Raw genomic sequence first — 14,447 nt, 5'->3', positions numbered from 1 at the left:
ATGCCCGTGGACGGCTCCCGTACGGGCCCGTGGAGCCTCCCCGTACGCCGCGCGGCGCGTCAAGCCCCTCTCCGGCCGGGTGCGGGTTCCGCGCCGGGGCGCAGCGAGGCGAGGGTGGTGCACAGCGCGTCCAGTGCCGCCCCGTACGCGTGTTCGGCGGGGCTTCCGTAGCCGACGACCAGGGACGGGCCCGCCGCGGCCGGGCCCGGCGCGGCCGGGTGCCGGAAGCCGGTGAGCGCGTCGAGGCCGACGCCCGCCCGCTCCAGGGCCCGCAGCGCACGCTCCTCCCCCACGCCGGGCGGCAGGGCGACAACGGCGTGCAGTCCGGCGGCGATGCCGGTGGCGCGCGCCTCGGGTACGCGGGCGGCCAGCGCTGCGACGAGCCGGTCGCGCCGGGCGCGGTAACGCTGCCGCATGGCGCGCACGTGCCGGTCGTAGGCGCCGCGTTCCAGGAAGTCGGCGAGCGTGAGCTGGTCGAGGCTGCCGACGGCCCACTCGGCGGGCGTCTTGGCCGCCAGGACGTCGTCCACGAGGTGGTCGGGCAGCACCATCCACGCCAGCCGCAGCGCCGGTGCCAGCGCCTTGCTGGCGGTGCCGAGGTAGACGACGCGTTCGGGGTCGAGCCCTTGGAGAGCTCCCACGGGCTGCCTGTCGTACCGGAACTCGCCGTCGTAGTCGTCTTCCAGTACGAGTCCGCCGCCGCGCCGCGCCCAGTCGACGACGGCGGCCCGCCGGTCCGGGTGCAGCGGCACGCCGAGCGGGTACTGGTGCGCGGGGGTCAGCAGCACGGCTCCGACGTCGGCGAACCCGGGGCCCGAGTCGAGGACTTCCGTTCGCGCGCCGTGCGCGTCCACAGGCAGTGGACGGGCGGGCGCGCCCCGCGCCTGAAGCAGCTCGCGGTGGAAGAAGAGGCCGTACTCCTCCACGGCGGCCGTCCCGGCGACGACCCGCGACAGCAGGGAGACGCCCTGCGCGAAGCCCGCGCAGACCACGAGGCGTTCGGGGTCGGCGCGTACGCCGCGCGCCCGCGCCAGGTAGTCGGCCAGTGCGCGCCGCAGCTCGGCGGTGCCGCGCAGGTCGCCGTGCGAGAACGCGTGGGCGGGTGCGGCGGTCAGCGCTCTGCGGGCCGACGTCAGCCACGCCGAGCGGGGGAACGCCGAGACGTCGGGCGCGCCGGTGCGCAGGTCGTGCCGGGGCCGCTGCCGCCTGCGCTCCGCGAGGCCCGCACGGGCCCGCTCCTGCGGGGTTTCCCCCACCGGGTGCGCTGGGCCGCGGCGCTGCCCCGCGCGGTACGCCGCGGCACGCCCGGGGCCCGTACGGCGTTCGCGGGGGCGGGAGGGGGGTGCAGGCGTGGCGCGTTCGGCGATGCGGGTGCCGGAGCCCTGCCGCGCGGACAGCCAGCCCTCGGCGACCAGCTCGGCGTAGGCGCCCGCCACGGTGTTGCGCGCCAGCCCCAGGTCGGCGGCCAGGCTCCGGGAGGACGGCAGCCGGGTGCCGGGGGCCAGCCTCCCGGAGCGGACGGCGTCGCGCAGGGCGGCCAGCAGCGCCGCCCGGGGGCGTCGCGCCCCTGAACCGGTGGAGACCGCGAGGTCGAGGTGGAGGTCGCTGCCGCAGGGCGACGGCGAAGTGGCCCAGGAATCCGCCATGGAAGTGGACCATACGCGTGGCCCATTCCTGCCTAGGCTCAGGGGCATGACGACACGGCGTATGAACATCTGGCAGACCGCACCGCGACTGATGAAGGGCATGTCCGGCTTCCAGCAGGCCGCGGCCGGCGCCGGCCTGGACCCGGTGGTCGCCGAACTGGTCAAGATCCGCGCCTCGCAGATCAACCGCTGCGCCTTCTGCCTGGACATGCACCTGACCGAGGCCCGCGAGAAGGGCGAGCGGCAGCTGCGTCTGGACCTGCTCGCCTCGTGGGAGGAGGCGGGCGACCTGTTCACCGAGCGGGAGGGCGCCGCGCTCGCGCTCACCGAGGCGGTCACCCGCCTGACGGACGGCTTCGTTCCCGACGAGGTCTACGCGCGCGCCGCGTCCCACTTCGACGAGGCGGAACTGGCCGCGCTCCTCGGGCAGATCGTCGCGATCAACGCCTGGAACCGGTTCAACGTGGCGATCCGGGAGGTCCCCAAGAGCCTGGATGCGAGCGCCTCCTGATGGACGCCGCCAAGAGGCTGCGCGCGCTGCACCGCGACAGGGCGCCCGGCGACCCGCTGGTACTGCCGGGCCCCTGGGACGCCGCCAGCGCCCGCGCCTTCGCCGAGGCGGGTTTCCCCGCTCTCGCGACGCCGAGCGCGGGCGTCTCGGCGTCCCTCGGCCACGCCGACGGACAGTGCCCTGGCGAGGAGATGTTCGCCGCGATCGGCCGCGTCACGCGGGCGGTGCGTGCCCTGGACGTGCCCGTCACCGCGGACGTCGAGAGGGGCTACGGGTTGGCGCCGGCCGAGCTCGCCGAGCGGCTCCACGCCGCGGGCGCCGTCGGATGCAACCTGGAGGACTCGGCGGGCGGGCACCTCGTGGACGCCGAGGCGCAGGCGGATTTCCTGGCCGCCGTACGGGAAGCCCTCGGCCCGGAACCGTTCCTCAACGCCCGCGTGGACGCCCACCTGCGCGGCGTCGCCGACCCGCTGGCCGAGGCGCTGCGGCGGGGGCGCGCGTACGTGGCCGCCGGCGCCGACGGGGTGTATCCGATCGGGGCGCCGCCCGCCGATCTGGCGGTCCTCGTCCGCGAACTCGGGGTCCCCGTCAACGGCCTGGCCCGTACCGGCGGACCCGGCGTCGCCGAGCTCGCCGGGGCCGGGGTCGGCCGCGTCACCTTCGGTGGGGGGCTCGCCGCGCGGGCCACGGAGGGGGTGCGGGCGATGGCGGCCGAGCTGCGCGCGGGCCGACCGCTGTGACGCGCCGCGCCCCTCGTCAGTCGGCGCGGGGCGCCGGGGCGGCGGTCAGCAGGGCCGAGAGGACCAGCACCGCGCCGAGCGCGGCCAGTTCCCCCGCGGTGGGGCGCCACACCTGCGCGTAGGTCAGCCGCGTGCGGTCCCGCATCAGCACGCGCCGGGCGACGAGCGCACACAGGGCGACGGCGCCCACGACGGCCAGCTTGACCAGCAGCGTCCGGCCCCAGGCGGAGGAGGTCAGGGCCCAGACGGAGGGGAGCTTGCGCAGCGTGCTGGCCGTTCCCGTCACGCACAGGGCGACGAACAGCCAAAAGGCCCGCCGCGCGTAGGCGGCCAGCAGGGCGCGCGCAGCGCCGGGTTCGCCGTGCCAGGCGCGCATGGTGCGCAGCGCGTGGACGAGGCCGCCCGTCCACAGCACCGTGCAGGCCAGATGGACGAGGGTGAGGCCGACGCCGAGGGCCTGGGTGTGGTTCTCGGGGTGGGCGCGCAGCGCCTCGGCCACGAGCACTCCGGCGAGCGGCGCGGCGGCCCAGGCGGGCCGCCGCAGGAAGACGCAGAGGGCGGCGAGCAGGAAGCCGTTGGCCTCGCAGAAGGCGAGCAGCCCCTCCCTGGTCGCGTAGATCTCGCTGAGTTCGGGGAACCCGGCGGCGAGGCGGCCGTCGCCTGCGGCGGCCATGGAGGCGAGTGCGAGGGCTGCGGTCATGCCCGCCAGGGCCGCCCCCGCCGCCCATTCTGGTGGCTGCCGTGGCCCGTTGGCCGGGGTGCCGGGCAGGGAGCGGGAGACGCCGCGCGCCAGCCGCCGCCCGGCCACCTCGCCGAGTTGCACGCACAGCGCGGCGAACAGCACCGAGCGCAGCAGGGTGGTGACGCCGCCGCCGGGTATCCGCACCTCGCCGGTGCCGCCGGTGGCCACGTCCGTGCCCGTGAGTGCCACGGCGACGAGGACGCCGACGCAGGCGGCGACCAGCGCGGCGGGTATCAGGGGGCGCCGCCCCGCGCGCGTGGCCCGGTGCCGTCCGCGGCCCGCGGGCGCCGCCGCGCCGCGGGGGCGGGACGGCGGCGGAGGCGGGCTGTCGGGCTGGCTCACGGCCCAATTCTGCCCCAGCGGGGCAGGGCGCCCCTGCGGCCTCGGGGACTGTACGGCGCGGTCCGGGTCCGGGCCCGGCGGGTTACCGCACGGTCCGATCCCGGCGGGTTACCGCGCGGTCCGGGCCCGGCGGCGTACGGCGCGGTCCGGCCCGGCGGCCCGCGGCGAAGACGCGTCCGCCCCCGTGACGGAGGCCGTCACGGGGGCGGACGCGCTACCGGAAGCGGTGGCGGCGGTGGATCAGTTGGGCATCCACTTCTTCCACTTGTCCGGGTTCTGCTCGACCCACTTGGCGGCGGCCTCGTCGGTGTCCATCTTGTCGATGGTCATCCACTTGACGACCTTGGTCTGCTCCTCGGTGCTCCAGTGGAACTTCTTGAGGAACTCCGCTGCCTTGCCCCCGTTCTCGGCGAAGTCGCGGTTCATGAACTTCGTCAGCGGGGTGTAGGGGTAGGCGCAGTCCACCTTGGAGGGGACCTTGTCGCACCCTGGGGTGCGCTTGGGCAGCTTCACCTCGGTCATGGGGACCTTGGAGTTGAGCCACTGCGGCGTCCACCAGTAGGTGAGGAAGGGCTCCTTCTTGGCGGCCCGCTTCTGGATCTCCTTGACCTGGGCCGCCTCACTGCCGGCGTAGACCGTCTTGTAGGGCAGGTCCAGGTTCTTGATGATCTGGGCGTCGTAGGTGCTGAAGGAGGGGGAGCCCTCCAGCATCTGGCCCTTGTCCCCGCTCTCGGGGGTCTGGAAGTACTTCTTCAGCTTGGGAAGGTTCTTCCAGTCCTTGACCTCGGGGTGCTCCTTGGCGAAGTACGTCGGCACGTACCAGCCGATGTGGCCGGTCACGCCGAGCTCGCCCGCGTTGACGACGGTCTTGAGCTCCTCGACGTACTTCTTCTCCTTCTTCGGCACGCCGCGCCAGTCCTCCATCATGGCGTCGGCGCGGCCGGTGTTGAGCGCGTCGAACATGACGGGCTCGTCCATCTGGAGCGTCTTGACCCGGTAGCCGAGCTTCTTCTCCAGGATCTGCTTGGCCACCGCGACGTTCGCCTCGGAGCCCGCCCAGGCCGCGATGGGCAGGGTGACGGTGTTCGGCGAGCCGCTGTAGTACGGGTCGGCCTTGCCGCAGGAGCTGAGGCCCGCGGCCAGGGCGAGGGCCGCGGCTGCCGCGACCCCGCCCCTGATGATGCGTGTGCGCTTCACTTCGTACCTCCGCGCTTGCCGGTGCCCGCGGACTGGGTGAGCCGGTCGAGCATGAGGCCCAGGCAGACGATGGCGATACCGGCCGAGAGGCCGACGCCCAGGTCGCTCTTCTGGAGTCCGTAGACCACGTCGTAGCCGAGGGCGCCACCGCCGACCAGGCCGCCGATGACGACCATGGCGAGGACCAGGACGACGCCCTGGTTGCAGGCCAGCATCAGGGAGGGGCGGGCCAGCGGCAGCTGCACCTGGCGCAGCTGCTGCCAGCCGGTGCTGCCCAGCGAGCGGGACGCCTCCATGGCCGCCGGGTCCACGGTGCGCAGGCCCTGCGTGGTGATGCGGATGACGGCGGGCAGCGCGTACACGGCGGCCGCCAGGATCGCGGCGGGCCGGCCGACGCCGACCAGCGCCACCACGGGCACCAGGTAGACGAACTGCGGCATCGTCTGCATGACGTCGAGGATCGGCCGGATCAGCCGCATCACCCACCGGGAGCGGGCGGCCAGGATGCCGATGACGACGCCGACGACGAGCGTGCACAGCACGGAGACGATCACCTGCGAGAGGGTGTCCATCGACTTGTCCCACAGGCCCAGGGCGCCGAGGACGGCGAGCGAGAGGACACCGGTCAGCCCGGCGCGCCAGGAGCCCGCCATCCAGGCCAGGACGGCCACCAGCAGCAGGACGCCCCACCAGGGCGAGGCCTGCATGGCGTCGCGCATCGGGTTGAGGATCCAGGAGGTGAAGTGGGAGGCCCACACGTCGGTGCCGCCGATGACGGGGATGCCGTCGGAGATCGATTTGGTGAACGACTCGATGCCCTTGGTCAGCGGCGAGGAGATCGAGACGGTCCAGTCGATGGGCCAGGAGCGTTCCCCGACCGGGCCGAAGAGGGTGCCGACGACGGCGAAGACGACGAAGACGCCCCAGGCGAGCCAGCCGCCGAGCTTCTCCAGGGCGATCGCGCCGGCGTCACCCCCGGTGCGGGTGCTCCCCGGGGAGGTGTCGAGCTGGTCGCCGGCCGCTGCGGTCACCCGGTCGAGCCAGATGGCGATCAGCACGATGCAGCTGCCGGGGATGAGGGCCAGGCCCACGTTGTCCTTGGACAGCGCCTGGTAGACCTTGTCGCCGAGGCCGCCCGCGCCGATGACGGAGGCCATGACGACCATGGAGAGCGCCATCATGATCGTCTGGTTGAGGCCGAGGAGCATCTCCTTGCGGGCCAGCGGCAGCCGCGCGGTCCACAGCCGCTGCCAGGGGTCGGACCCCAGCGAACGGGAGGCCTCCAGCGCGGCCGGGTCGGCGCCGCGCAGGCCCAGCGCGGTGAGGCGGGCCATGGGCGGCGCGGCGTAGATGACAGTGGAGACCAGCGCGGCCGGTGAGCCGATGCCGAAGATCAGCACCAGCGGCAGCAGGTAGGCGAACGCCGGCATCACCTGCATGGTGTCGAACACCGGGCGCAGGATCCGGTTGCCCGTCTCCGAGAGGCCCGCGATCAGGCCGAGCAGTACGCCGATGACGGCGGAGACGGCGACCGCCACGACCATCAGGGCCAGCGTCGACATGGCGTATTCCCACACGCCCAGGACGCCGAAGACGCCGAAGGTGCACAGGGTCAGCAGGGCGATGCGCAGCGAGCGCACCTTCAGCCCGGCCCCCGACACGTACCAGGAGACGGCGGTGGCCAGCGCGGTCACGCCCAGCCAGCCCAGGTTGTTGAGGAAGGTGAAGACGTAGTCGACACCGCCCTCGGACCAGTTGCTGATGTGCAGCAGGAAGTACAGGAACAGGGGGCTGGTGGCGCGGTTGTCGGTCAGCCAGTTGCTGAGCCAGTCCAGGCCGTCCTTGATGTCGGAGGACCAGTTGAGCGCGCCGGGCCAGTTGCCGTCCAGCGCGAGGGCGCCGACGACCAGGGCGACGACGACGAGACCGAACGCCGCGAGGGCGGGCCTGGCCAGCAGCGCGCGGGCGCCGCTCACCTCGGTGGTGGCGGGCTCGGCCGCGGTGGCCTTCTCCTTCTCCTTCTCCTCGCTCGGCTGCGGGAGGGTGGTGGTACTCATATCAGCCCCTCCGCCGGCCGGCTGTCGCGCACGCCCGGGGCGGGCGCGGGATGGTGTGTGCTCATACGGCGGCCACCTCCTTGGGCTCGCCGTCCTCGCCGCGGCCCTCGACGGCGTCCTCGTCGAGTCCGGCGACGACGCTCAGCAGGCGGGCGTCGTCGACGACGCCGATGGTGCGGCCGTTCTCCACGACACGGGCGCTCTCGCCACTGCGGGCGACGGCCTCGATGGCGTCGGCGACCAGCGTGTCGGGGGCGAGTTCGGTGCCCTTGCCCGTCTCCGTCTTCTCGGCCTTGCGCATGGCGCGGCGCACCGAGATGACCTGCTCACGGGGGACATCGCGGACGAAGTCGCGCACGTAGTCGTCCGCCGGGTTGGCGACGATCTCCTCGGGCGTGCCCAGCTGGACGACCTCGCCGTCGCGCATCAGCGCGATGCGGTCGCCCAGGCGCAGCGCCTCGGACAGGTCGTGGGTGATGAAGACCATCGTGCGGCCCTCCTCGCGGTGCAGCCGGATGACCTCCTCCTGCATGTCGCGGCGGATCAGCGGGTCGAGCGCGCTGAACGGCTCGTCGAACAGCAGGACCTCCGGGTCGACGGCCAGCGCCCTGGCGAGGCCGACGCGCTGCTGCTGGCCGCCGGAGAGCTGTCCTGGACGGCGCTCGCCCAGGCCGTCGAGGCCGACCTTGGAGACCATCTCGGCGGCGCGCTCGCGGCGCTCCGCCTTGCCGACGCCCTGGATCTCCAGGCCGTAGGCGACGTTGTCGAGCACGGTGCGGTGCGGCAGCAGGCCGAAGTTCTGGAACACCATGGAGGCGCGGTGCCGGCGCAGCTCGCGCAGCGTGTCCTTGTCCATGGACAGCACGTCCTGGCCGTTGAAGTCGAGGCTCCCCGCGGTGGGTTCGATCAGCCGCGTCAGGCAGCGCACCAGCGTGGACTTGCCGGACCCCGACAGGCCCATGACGACGAAGACCTCGCTCTTGTGGACGTCGAAGGAGACGTCGCGCACGGCGGCCGTGCAGCCGGTCTTCTCCCGCAGCTCGGTCTGGGACAGCCCCTTGACCTGTTCGTCGTGCGGGAGGCGCATCCTGGCGCTCTTGGGCCCGAACACCTTCCACAGGTTGCGGACCGAGATGACGGGGCTGTCAGCACTCGCCTCGTTGGTCCTGGGCGCGTCGTTGCTCTCGTCGTTCGCGGCGTTCGCAGCGGACTCAGTGGCCTCAGCGGTCTCGGACATCACGCAACACCTCCCGGTGCCGTTGTCGAATCGGGTCGGATGAGATCGACCGCCTTCTCGCCGAGCATCAGCACACCGATCATGGGGTTGACGGCGGGCATCGTCGGGAAGACGGAGGCGTCCGCGATGCGGATGCCGGACAGGCCGCGCACGCGCAGCCGCGGGTCGACGACGGCGAGCGCGTCGTCCTGAGCGCCCATCCGGCAGGTGCCCGCCGGGTGGTAGACGGTGTGCGCGGCCTTGCGCACCAGCTCGCTGATCTCCTCGTCGTCCGTCACCTCGGGCCCGGGGAAGACCTCGCGCTTGAGCCACTTGGCGAACGGCTCGGCCTGCGCGACCTTGCGGGCGAGCTTGATGCCGTCCACCAGGGTCTGGCCGTCGTAGTCGGCTTCGTCCTCGAAGTACCGGAAGTCGAGCGCCGGCTTGACCTCGGGGTCGGCGGAGGTGAGGTAGACGCGGCCGCGGGAGCGGGACTTGGGGATGTTCGGGGTCATCGACACGCCGTGCTCGGGCCGCTCGTAGCCCAGCCGCTCGGGATTGTCGGTGAACGGGATCTGGTAGAAGTGGAACATCAGGTCGGGGCCCTTGTGGTCCGGGTCCCGCTTGACGAACAGGCCCGCGTCGGAGTCCATCGCGGAGTTGTCCGGGATCGGCCCGTCCGTCTCCCACACGATCACCGACTCGGGGTGGTCGATGAGGTTCTCCCCCACGCCCGGCAGGTCGTGCACCACGGGGATGCCCAGCGCCTGGAGGTCCTCCTTCTTCCCCACGCCCGAGTGCATCAGCAGCCGCGGCGTGTCCACCGCGCCGGCGCACACCAGCACCTCACGGCCCGCGGTCAGCAGCGTCTCCTCGCCGTCCTTGGAGCGGACGTGCACGCCGGTGACGGTCTTGCCGGCACCGTCCTCGCCGCCGCCGAACTCCAGCTTGTACGCCCACGTCTCCAGCAGGATGTGCAGGTTGGGGCGGTCACCGGCCTCGATGTGCGGGTGCAGGTAGGCGACCGAGGCGGAGGAACGCTTGTTGTTCTCCGGGTGGTAGGACAGGTCGAAGAAGCCGACGCCCTCGTCGAACGGCTCGTCGTTGAAGCCGACGACCTCGGGGACGTCCAGCGCCTCCTTCGCCGCGTCGATCCAGTCCTGTGCGATGGCGTTCTGGTCCTTCTTCGCGACGCGCACGATGTTGTTGCGCAGCCTGCCGAAGTAGGACTCCATGCCCTTCGCGCCCCAGCCCGCGGCCCCCGCCGCCTCCCACTCGTCCCAGTCGGAGGGCAGCGGCTTGAAGGAGATCAGGGTGTTGTGCGACGAGCAGCCGCCGAGCACCTTGGCGCGGCTGTGCAGGATGTGCGAGTTGCCGCGCGGCTGTTCGGTGGTCGTGTACTCGTAGTCGAGCTCGCCGCCCAGCAGGCCCAGCCACTTGCGGAGGGTGAGCACCTCGGGCCGGTCGACGTCCGAGGGCCCTCCTTCGATGAGGGCGACGGTGACGTCCGGGTCCTCGGTGAGCCTCGAGGCGATCACCGATCCGGCCGTCCCACCTCCGACGATCACGTAGTCATAGCTGGACATGGGGTACTGCTCCTTGGAACTTGCGGGGACTCGGGGGATGGGGGGGTCGAAGGGGTTTCAGGGGGCTTGCGGGGGTTTCGGGGCGGAGGGGGGAACGGCGGTTGATACGGGTGCGCCGCGGTGGCCCGGAAACAGGGGGTGAACCACCGTGGCGCTGCGCTGTCGCTGTCGCTGTCGTCCGTCGTTCGGTACGGGAGGTCGGGAGGTCGGGAGGTCGGGAGGTGAGGTTGCTGAGGGGCTCCAGATCCGGGGGTCCGGGGGCGGTTCGGAGGGGGCGGGGCCCGGGGCGCTTCGGAAACCCGGGGCCCGGTCGGTCAGCCGGCGAACCAGCGCACAGGGGCCGGGCGCAGGTTCTCGTACACGTGCTTGGTCTCGCGGTACTCGGCCAGCCCGTGCGGGCCCAGTTCGCGGCCGACGCCCGACTTGCCCATGCCTCCCCACTCGGCCTGCGGCAGGTAGGGGTGGAAGTCGTTGATCCACACCGTGCCGTGCCGCAGCCGCGCCGCGACCCTGCGTGCCCGCGCCGTGTCACCGGAGAAGACGGCGCCCGCGAGGCCGTACTCGGTGTCGTTGGCCAGCGTGACAGCTTCGTCCTCGGTGCTGAAGGTCTCGACCGTCAGCAGCGGGCCGAACGTCTCCTCGCGGATGACCCGCATGCCGCGGTGGCAGTTGTCGAGCACCGTCGGTGAGTAGAAGTAGCCGCCGGCCGGACGGACCGCGGACGGCTTCGGCCGCTCACCGCCGCACCGCAGCTCAGCGCCCTCCGCCAGCGCCGAGGCGACATAGCCCTCCGTCTTCTCCAGCTGCTGCTGGGAGACCAGCGGCCCGCACTCGACGCCCTCCTCGGTGCCGCGGCCCAGCTTGATGCGCTGCGCGCGGGAGACGAGTTCGGCCACGAAGCGGTCCTTGACCGACTCCTCGACGATCAGCCGGGCGCCGGCCGAGCAGACCTGGCCGCTGTGGATGAAGGCGGCGTTCAACGCCTGGTCGACGGCGGTGTCGAAGCCCTCGTCCGTGGCGCAGGCGTCGGCGAAGACGACGTTCGGGTTCTTGCCGCCGAGCTCCAGCGCGACCTTCTTGGCGCCCGCGACCGCCGCGGCCCCGGCCTTCGTGCCGCTGACCAGGCCCCCCGTGAAGGAGAAGAGGTCCACGTCCGGGTGCTCGGCCAGCCGCTGGCCCACGGGGAGCCCCGCGCCGGTGACGAGGTTGGCGACGCCCGCCGGCAGCCCGGCCTCCACCAGCAGCTTCACCAGGTGGACGGTGGACATCGGGGTGACCTCGCTGGGCTTGATCACGAAGGTGTTGCCCGCGGCCAGCGCCGGGGCGACCTTCCAGCTCGCCTGGAGGAGCGGATAGTTCCAGGGCGTGATCAGCGCACAGACGCCGACCGGCTCGTGGACGACGACGCTGTGCACGTCCGCGCTCCCCGCGTCCACGACGCGGCCGCCCGACTCGTTCATCACCAGGTCGGCGAAGTAGCGGAAGGCGTTCGTCACGTCGTCGACGTCGACCCGGCCCTCCTCCAGCGTCTTGCCGGTGTCCCGGGACTCGATCAGCGCGATCTCCTCGCGGTCGCGCTGGAGAAGGTCGGCGACCCGGCGCAGCAGGGCCGCGCGCTCGGCGGTCGGGGTGTGCGGCCACGGACCCTGGTCGAAGGCGCGGCGGGCGGCGGCGACGGCCGCGTCGGTGTCCGCTGTGTCGCCCTCGGCGACGACGGCGAGCGTGGTGGCGTCAGCGGGGTCCAGCACCTCCCGCGTGCCGCCGTCGGCGGCCGTGCGCCACGTGCCGTCAATGTGAATGCTCTCCGATACGGACACCTTCGGTACTGCCTTCCTTGCTCCTGCTTTCCCTGGGGCGCCTCCCTGCCGAGAGCTGGGGGCGGCCCCGGTGCCCCCGATGGGGGCTTTTGCCACGCCTTTGGGGAGATGGCAATCCGGAACCCTGCCCCGTCTCCGCGATCTCATGTCCAGAATTCGCTGCCAAGTGGGCTTCATCACGGGCCGAAGTGCGCCACCCCCCGGCGGAACGTACGGTGAGTACGTCTTTGTCCGCATATGGCAGGTTGCCAGCCGACGGACCACACCTGTCTCCCCGATGGCGGATCGGAGCCACCCCCATGCGACAGCAGCACCGCACAGCACTTGTCGTGGCCGTCTGCGCTGCGACGACGGCCTCGGGCGGGCTTCTGGCCCCGGCGAACGCCGCCCCCTCGGCGACGGACCGTGACGGGCCGGACATCGCAGAGTTGTCAGGAGAGGAAATAGCGGAAAAAGCCTCGAAGGAGCTGAATTCCGCACGCTCTCTGCGACTGAGAATGGAGGCCCCCGACCTCCGGCTCAATCTCACCCTCGACGAGAAGGCGAATTGCTCCGGGAAAATGTCGGTTCCGCACGGCGGGAGCATGCGGCTGATCAAGCACGGCAACACGATCTGGCTCAAGCCCGACGCCGCGTACTGGAAGGCCCAGCTCGGCCCCGAGGCCGGCGACAAGGTCGCCGAGAAGTTCGAGGGCCGCTACATCAAGGGCACCGCACGCGACCCCGAGCTCGGCGGCAAGGGCCTGACCACCGCCTGCGACCTGGACGCCTTCCGGGCCGCGTCCGGCGCGATGTCCACACCCGGACCCCGCTGGAAGCGCGGCGACGAGGGCAAGGTCGGCGGCCACCGCGCCGTCCCCGTCACCCGCACCCAGGACAAGGCACGCGTCACCATGCACGTCTCCGCCGACGGCAAGCCCTACCCGCTGCGCCTGGAACGCAGAGCGGGCGCCAACCACGACGAGATCGACCTCGGCCACTTCGACCGCCCCGTCCCCCGCGACACCCCGCCCGAGGACCGCACCGTCTCCGTCAAGCAGCTCCGCCGCCACCTGCAGGACTCCCAGTCCCAGCAGGAGGAACCCCCCTCCGAGAGCGTCTGAGCGCACCTTTCGCGAGCGCCTGAACCCGTGGGCCGGCCCCGCCCGAGCCTGGGCCGGCCCCCGTCTGGGCCGGCCCCCGTCTGGGCCGGCCCCCGTCTGGGCCGGCCCCCGTCTGGGCCGGCCCCCGTCTGGGCCGGCCCCCGTCTGGGCCGGCCCTCGCCTTACCGGGGCCCTGGCTCGGGCTTGGGCCTTGGGCCCCGGTCACGGCCGGGGCTGGGCCCGTACGAGGGTGTCGCCCGCGGCCGTGCGGTAGTAGAGGACGGAGCGGCCCGCCCGCCGCCGGTGCACCAGCCCGGCATCGCGGAGGACCTTCAGATGGCGGCCCGTCGACCCGAGGCTCTGACCGGTGAGGCCCACGAGCTGGGTGGTGCTCATGGGGGACTCCAGGAGCACCAGCACTGCGGCCCGCGCCCGCCCGAGCAGCACCCCCAGAGCGTGCGGAGCGGGCGGTTCCTCCCCCTCGGCGAGCGCACCGGCGCAGGGATAGACCACCGCGTACCGGGGCCGGGCCCCCGTGCCTCGGGGGTGAACCTCCCCGCCTCCGGGCGGGACTCCCGCACCTCGGGGGCCGCCCCCGGTCTGCGAGCTGTCGGGCTCGCCGGGCCCCGGGGCGTCGTCAAGGCCGGCACCGGGTTCGGCCCCGTGGCCGTCTGCCGGGGTGCGGTCACGCCAGGGGGCGGCCTCCCAGGAGACCCACCCGGTGCGCGGGGTCACCGGGACGAACATCAGGCGGCCTCCTGCCAGATCACGGGGCGGGTTGTCCCACGCGTTGATCTGGAGCCGGCTGTCACCGAGCCAGCGCATACCGGGCCGCAAGGCGTCCAGCGCCGCCGCCCAACCGCCGCGGCTGAGCTGCGCGGTGCGCGCCACCACGTCGGCCTCCAGCGCCCGCCGGCGCCGTGGCCAGTACGGCAGCACCGTCTCGCGCCACACCCAGGTGAGGGTGTCCGCCGTGCGACGCGGCAGATCGTCCCGGCGCAGCGGCGGTGGCAGCGGGCCGCTCGTCCCCAGCGAGACCAGCAGATCGGCGCGTGCCGCGGCGGGCGGCGTCCGGCGGATGCGCTCGACCTCCTCCTCGAAGGAGGGCTCCGTGCGCGGCCGTTCGCACGGTTCGGGGGTGGGCGTGAGGAAGTCGGCGTTCCATGTGGGCCCGAGGGCGGCGCGGATCAGCAGCGCTGTGACCGGGTCGGCGGCCTGGCGGGCACGGTAGGCGGACAGGTGTGCGTCGAGCCAGGCGCGCTCGCCGGGGTGGGTGGGGCTGCCGCGCTCCAGCACCTTGAGAGCGGCGATCGCCTCCGCGAGCGGCGAGATCACGAAGCGGCTGCCCGCGAGCACGTCGGCGTTGATCTGCCACCACCCCACAGCCCACCTCCGTCAGCCGCCCGTGGCCACCGGGCCGTGACGCGGACCGAGTGGACCGTGTCCCGCCGGCTCGTGTCCCCGGCCCGTGCCCCCGGGCCGTGCCCCCGGCTCGTGCCCCCGGCTCGTCC

11 protein-coding genes are annotated in these 14,447 nt (G+C 73.1%); 3 read left to right on the top strand and 8 right to left on the bottom strand.

Features of this window, described 5'->3' with window-relative positions; translation table 11 throughout:
- Nucleotides 1-59: 59 nt before the first annotated feature.
- Nucleotides 60-1,646 carry a MocR-like pyridoxine biosynthesis transcription factor PdxR gene (gene pdxR, locus MMF93_RS20420; RefSeq protein ID WP_242753561.1) on the bottom strand — a complete coding sequence of 529 codons (1,587 nt, stop codon included), beginning with the start codon at nt 1,644-1,646 and terminating at the stop codon, nt 60-62.
- A 46-nt stretch (nt 1,647-1,692) separates the two neighbouring features.
- Between pdxR and MMF93_RS20415 the strand changes: the two genes are divergently transcribed.
- Nucleotides 1,693-2,157: a carboxymuconolactone decarboxylase family protein gene (locus MMF93_RS20415; RefSeq protein WP_423835480.1), complete on the top strand. Its 465-nt coding sequence runs from the start codon at nt 1,693-1,695 to the stop codon at nt 2,155-2,157.
- Nucleotides 2,157-2,897 (top strand): isocitrate lyase/PEP mutase family protein, encoded by a 741-nt coding sequence (locus MMF93_RS20410; RefSeq protein ID WP_242753560.1) that lies wholly within the window; start codon nt 2,157-2,159, stop codon nt 2,895-2,897. Before MMF93_RS20415 ends, MMF93_RS20410 begins: the two co-directional genes overlap by 1 nt.
- Before the next feature lie 16 nt (nt 2,898-2,913).
- On the opposite strand, the gene MMF93_RS20405 is transcribed toward MMF93_RS20410, so the two are convergent.
- From MMF93_RS20405 to MMF93_RS20380, 6 genes are all read right to left on the bottom strand, one after another.
- On the bottom strand, nt 2,914-3,981 hold the full coding sequence (locus tag MMF93_RS20405) for a CopD family protein (protein ID WP_242753559.1): 1,068 nt from the start codon (nt 3,979-3,981) through the stop codon (nt 2,914-2,916).
- Between the two features lie 240 nt (nt 3,982-4,221).
- Nucleotides 4,222-5,178, bottom strand: coding sequence for an ABC transporter substrate-binding protein (locus tag MMF93_RS20400; RefSeq protein ID WP_242753558.1), 957 nt, complete (start codon nt 5,176-5,178; stop codon nt 4,222-4,224).
- Nucleotides 5,175-7,235 carry an ABC transporter permease gene (locus MMF93_RS20395; protein WP_242753557.1) on the bottom strand — a complete coding sequence of 687 codons (2,061 nt, stop codon included), beginning with the start codon at nt 7,233-7,235 and terminating at the stop codon, nt 5,175-5,177. The genes MMF93_RS20400 and MMF93_RS20395 overlap by 4 nt, the downstream gene beginning before the upstream one ends.
- Before the next feature lie 61 nt (nt 7,236-7,296).
- A complete protein-coding gene (locus tag MMF93_RS20390) occupies nt 7,297-8,472 on the bottom strand; it encodes a quaternary amine ABC transporter ATP-binding protein (protein ID WP_242753556.1) in 1,176 nt (391 codons plus the stop codon).
- Nucleotides 8,472-10,037 carry a GMC family oxidoreductase gene (locus MMF93_RS20385; protein WP_242753555.1) on the bottom strand — a complete coding sequence of 522 codons (1,566 nt, stop codon included), beginning with the start codon at nt 10,035-10,037 and terminating at the stop codon, nt 8,472-8,474. Before MMF93_RS20385 ends, MMF93_RS20390 begins: the two co-directional genes overlap by 1 nt.
- Before the next feature lie 314 nt (nt 10,038-10,351).
- Entirely contained in the window at nt 10,352-11,854 is a 1,503-nt protein-coding gene (locus tag MMF93_RS20380) for an aldehyde dehydrogenase family protein (RefSeq protein ID WP_242753554.1), read from the bottom strand.
- A 584-nt stretch (nt 11,855-12,438) separates the two neighbouring features.
- Between MMF93_RS20380 and MMF93_RS20375 the strand changes: the two genes are divergently transcribed.
- A complete protein-coding gene (locus tag MMF93_RS20375) occupies nt 12,439-12,957 on the top strand; it encodes a hypothetical protein (protein ID WP_242753553.1) in 519 nt (172 codons plus the stop codon).
- Between the two features lie 201 nt (nt 12,958-13,158).
- Here the strand turns inward: MMF93_RS20375 and MMF93_RS20370 are convergent, their stop codons facing one another.
- Entirely contained in the window at nt 13,159-14,319 is a 1,161-nt protein-coding gene (locus MMF93_RS20370) for a winged helix-turn-helix domain-containing protein (RefSeq protein WP_242753552.1), read from the bottom strand.
- Nucleotides 14,320-14,447 lie beyond the last annotated feature (128 nt).

The organism is Streptomyces tubbatahanensis (assembly GCF_022699385.1).
GTDB lineage: Bacteria > Actinomycetota > Actinomycetes > Streptomycetales > Streptomycetaceae > Streptomyces > Streptomyces diacarni.
This window is presented reverse-complemented; position numbering and strand designations above follow the sequence as displayed.

Bases quoted from the DNA above. Each gene is read 5' to 3' on its own strand.
- pdxR (WP_242753561.1), bottom strand. From the start codon at position 1,646: ATGGCGGATTCCTGGGCCACTTCGCCGTCGCCCTGCGGCAGCGACCTC.
- MMF93_RS20415 (WP_423835480.1), top strand. From the start codon at position 1,693: ATGACGACACGGCGTATGAACATCTGGCAGACCGCACCGCGACTGATG.
- MMF93_RS20410 (WP_242753560.1), top strand. From the start codon at position 2,157: ATGGACGCCGCCAAGAGGCTGCGCGCGCTGCACCGCGACAGGGCGCCC.
- MMF93_RS20395 (WP_242753557.1), bottom strand. From the start codon at position 7,235: ATGAGTACCACCACCCTCCCGCAGCCGAGCGAGGAGAAGGAGAAGGAG.
- MMF93_RS20390 (WP_242753556.1), bottom strand. From the start codon at position 8,472: ATGTCCGAGACCGCTGAGGCCACTGAGTCCGCTGCGAACGCCGCGAAC.
- MMF93_RS20385 (WP_242753555.1), bottom strand. From the start codon at position 10,037: ATGTCCAGCTATGACTACGTGATCGTCGGAGGTGGGACGGCCGGATCG.
- MMF93_RS20375 (WP_242753553.1), top strand. From the start codon at position 12,439: ATGCGGCTGATCAAGCACGGCAACACGATCTGGCTCAAGCCCGACGCC.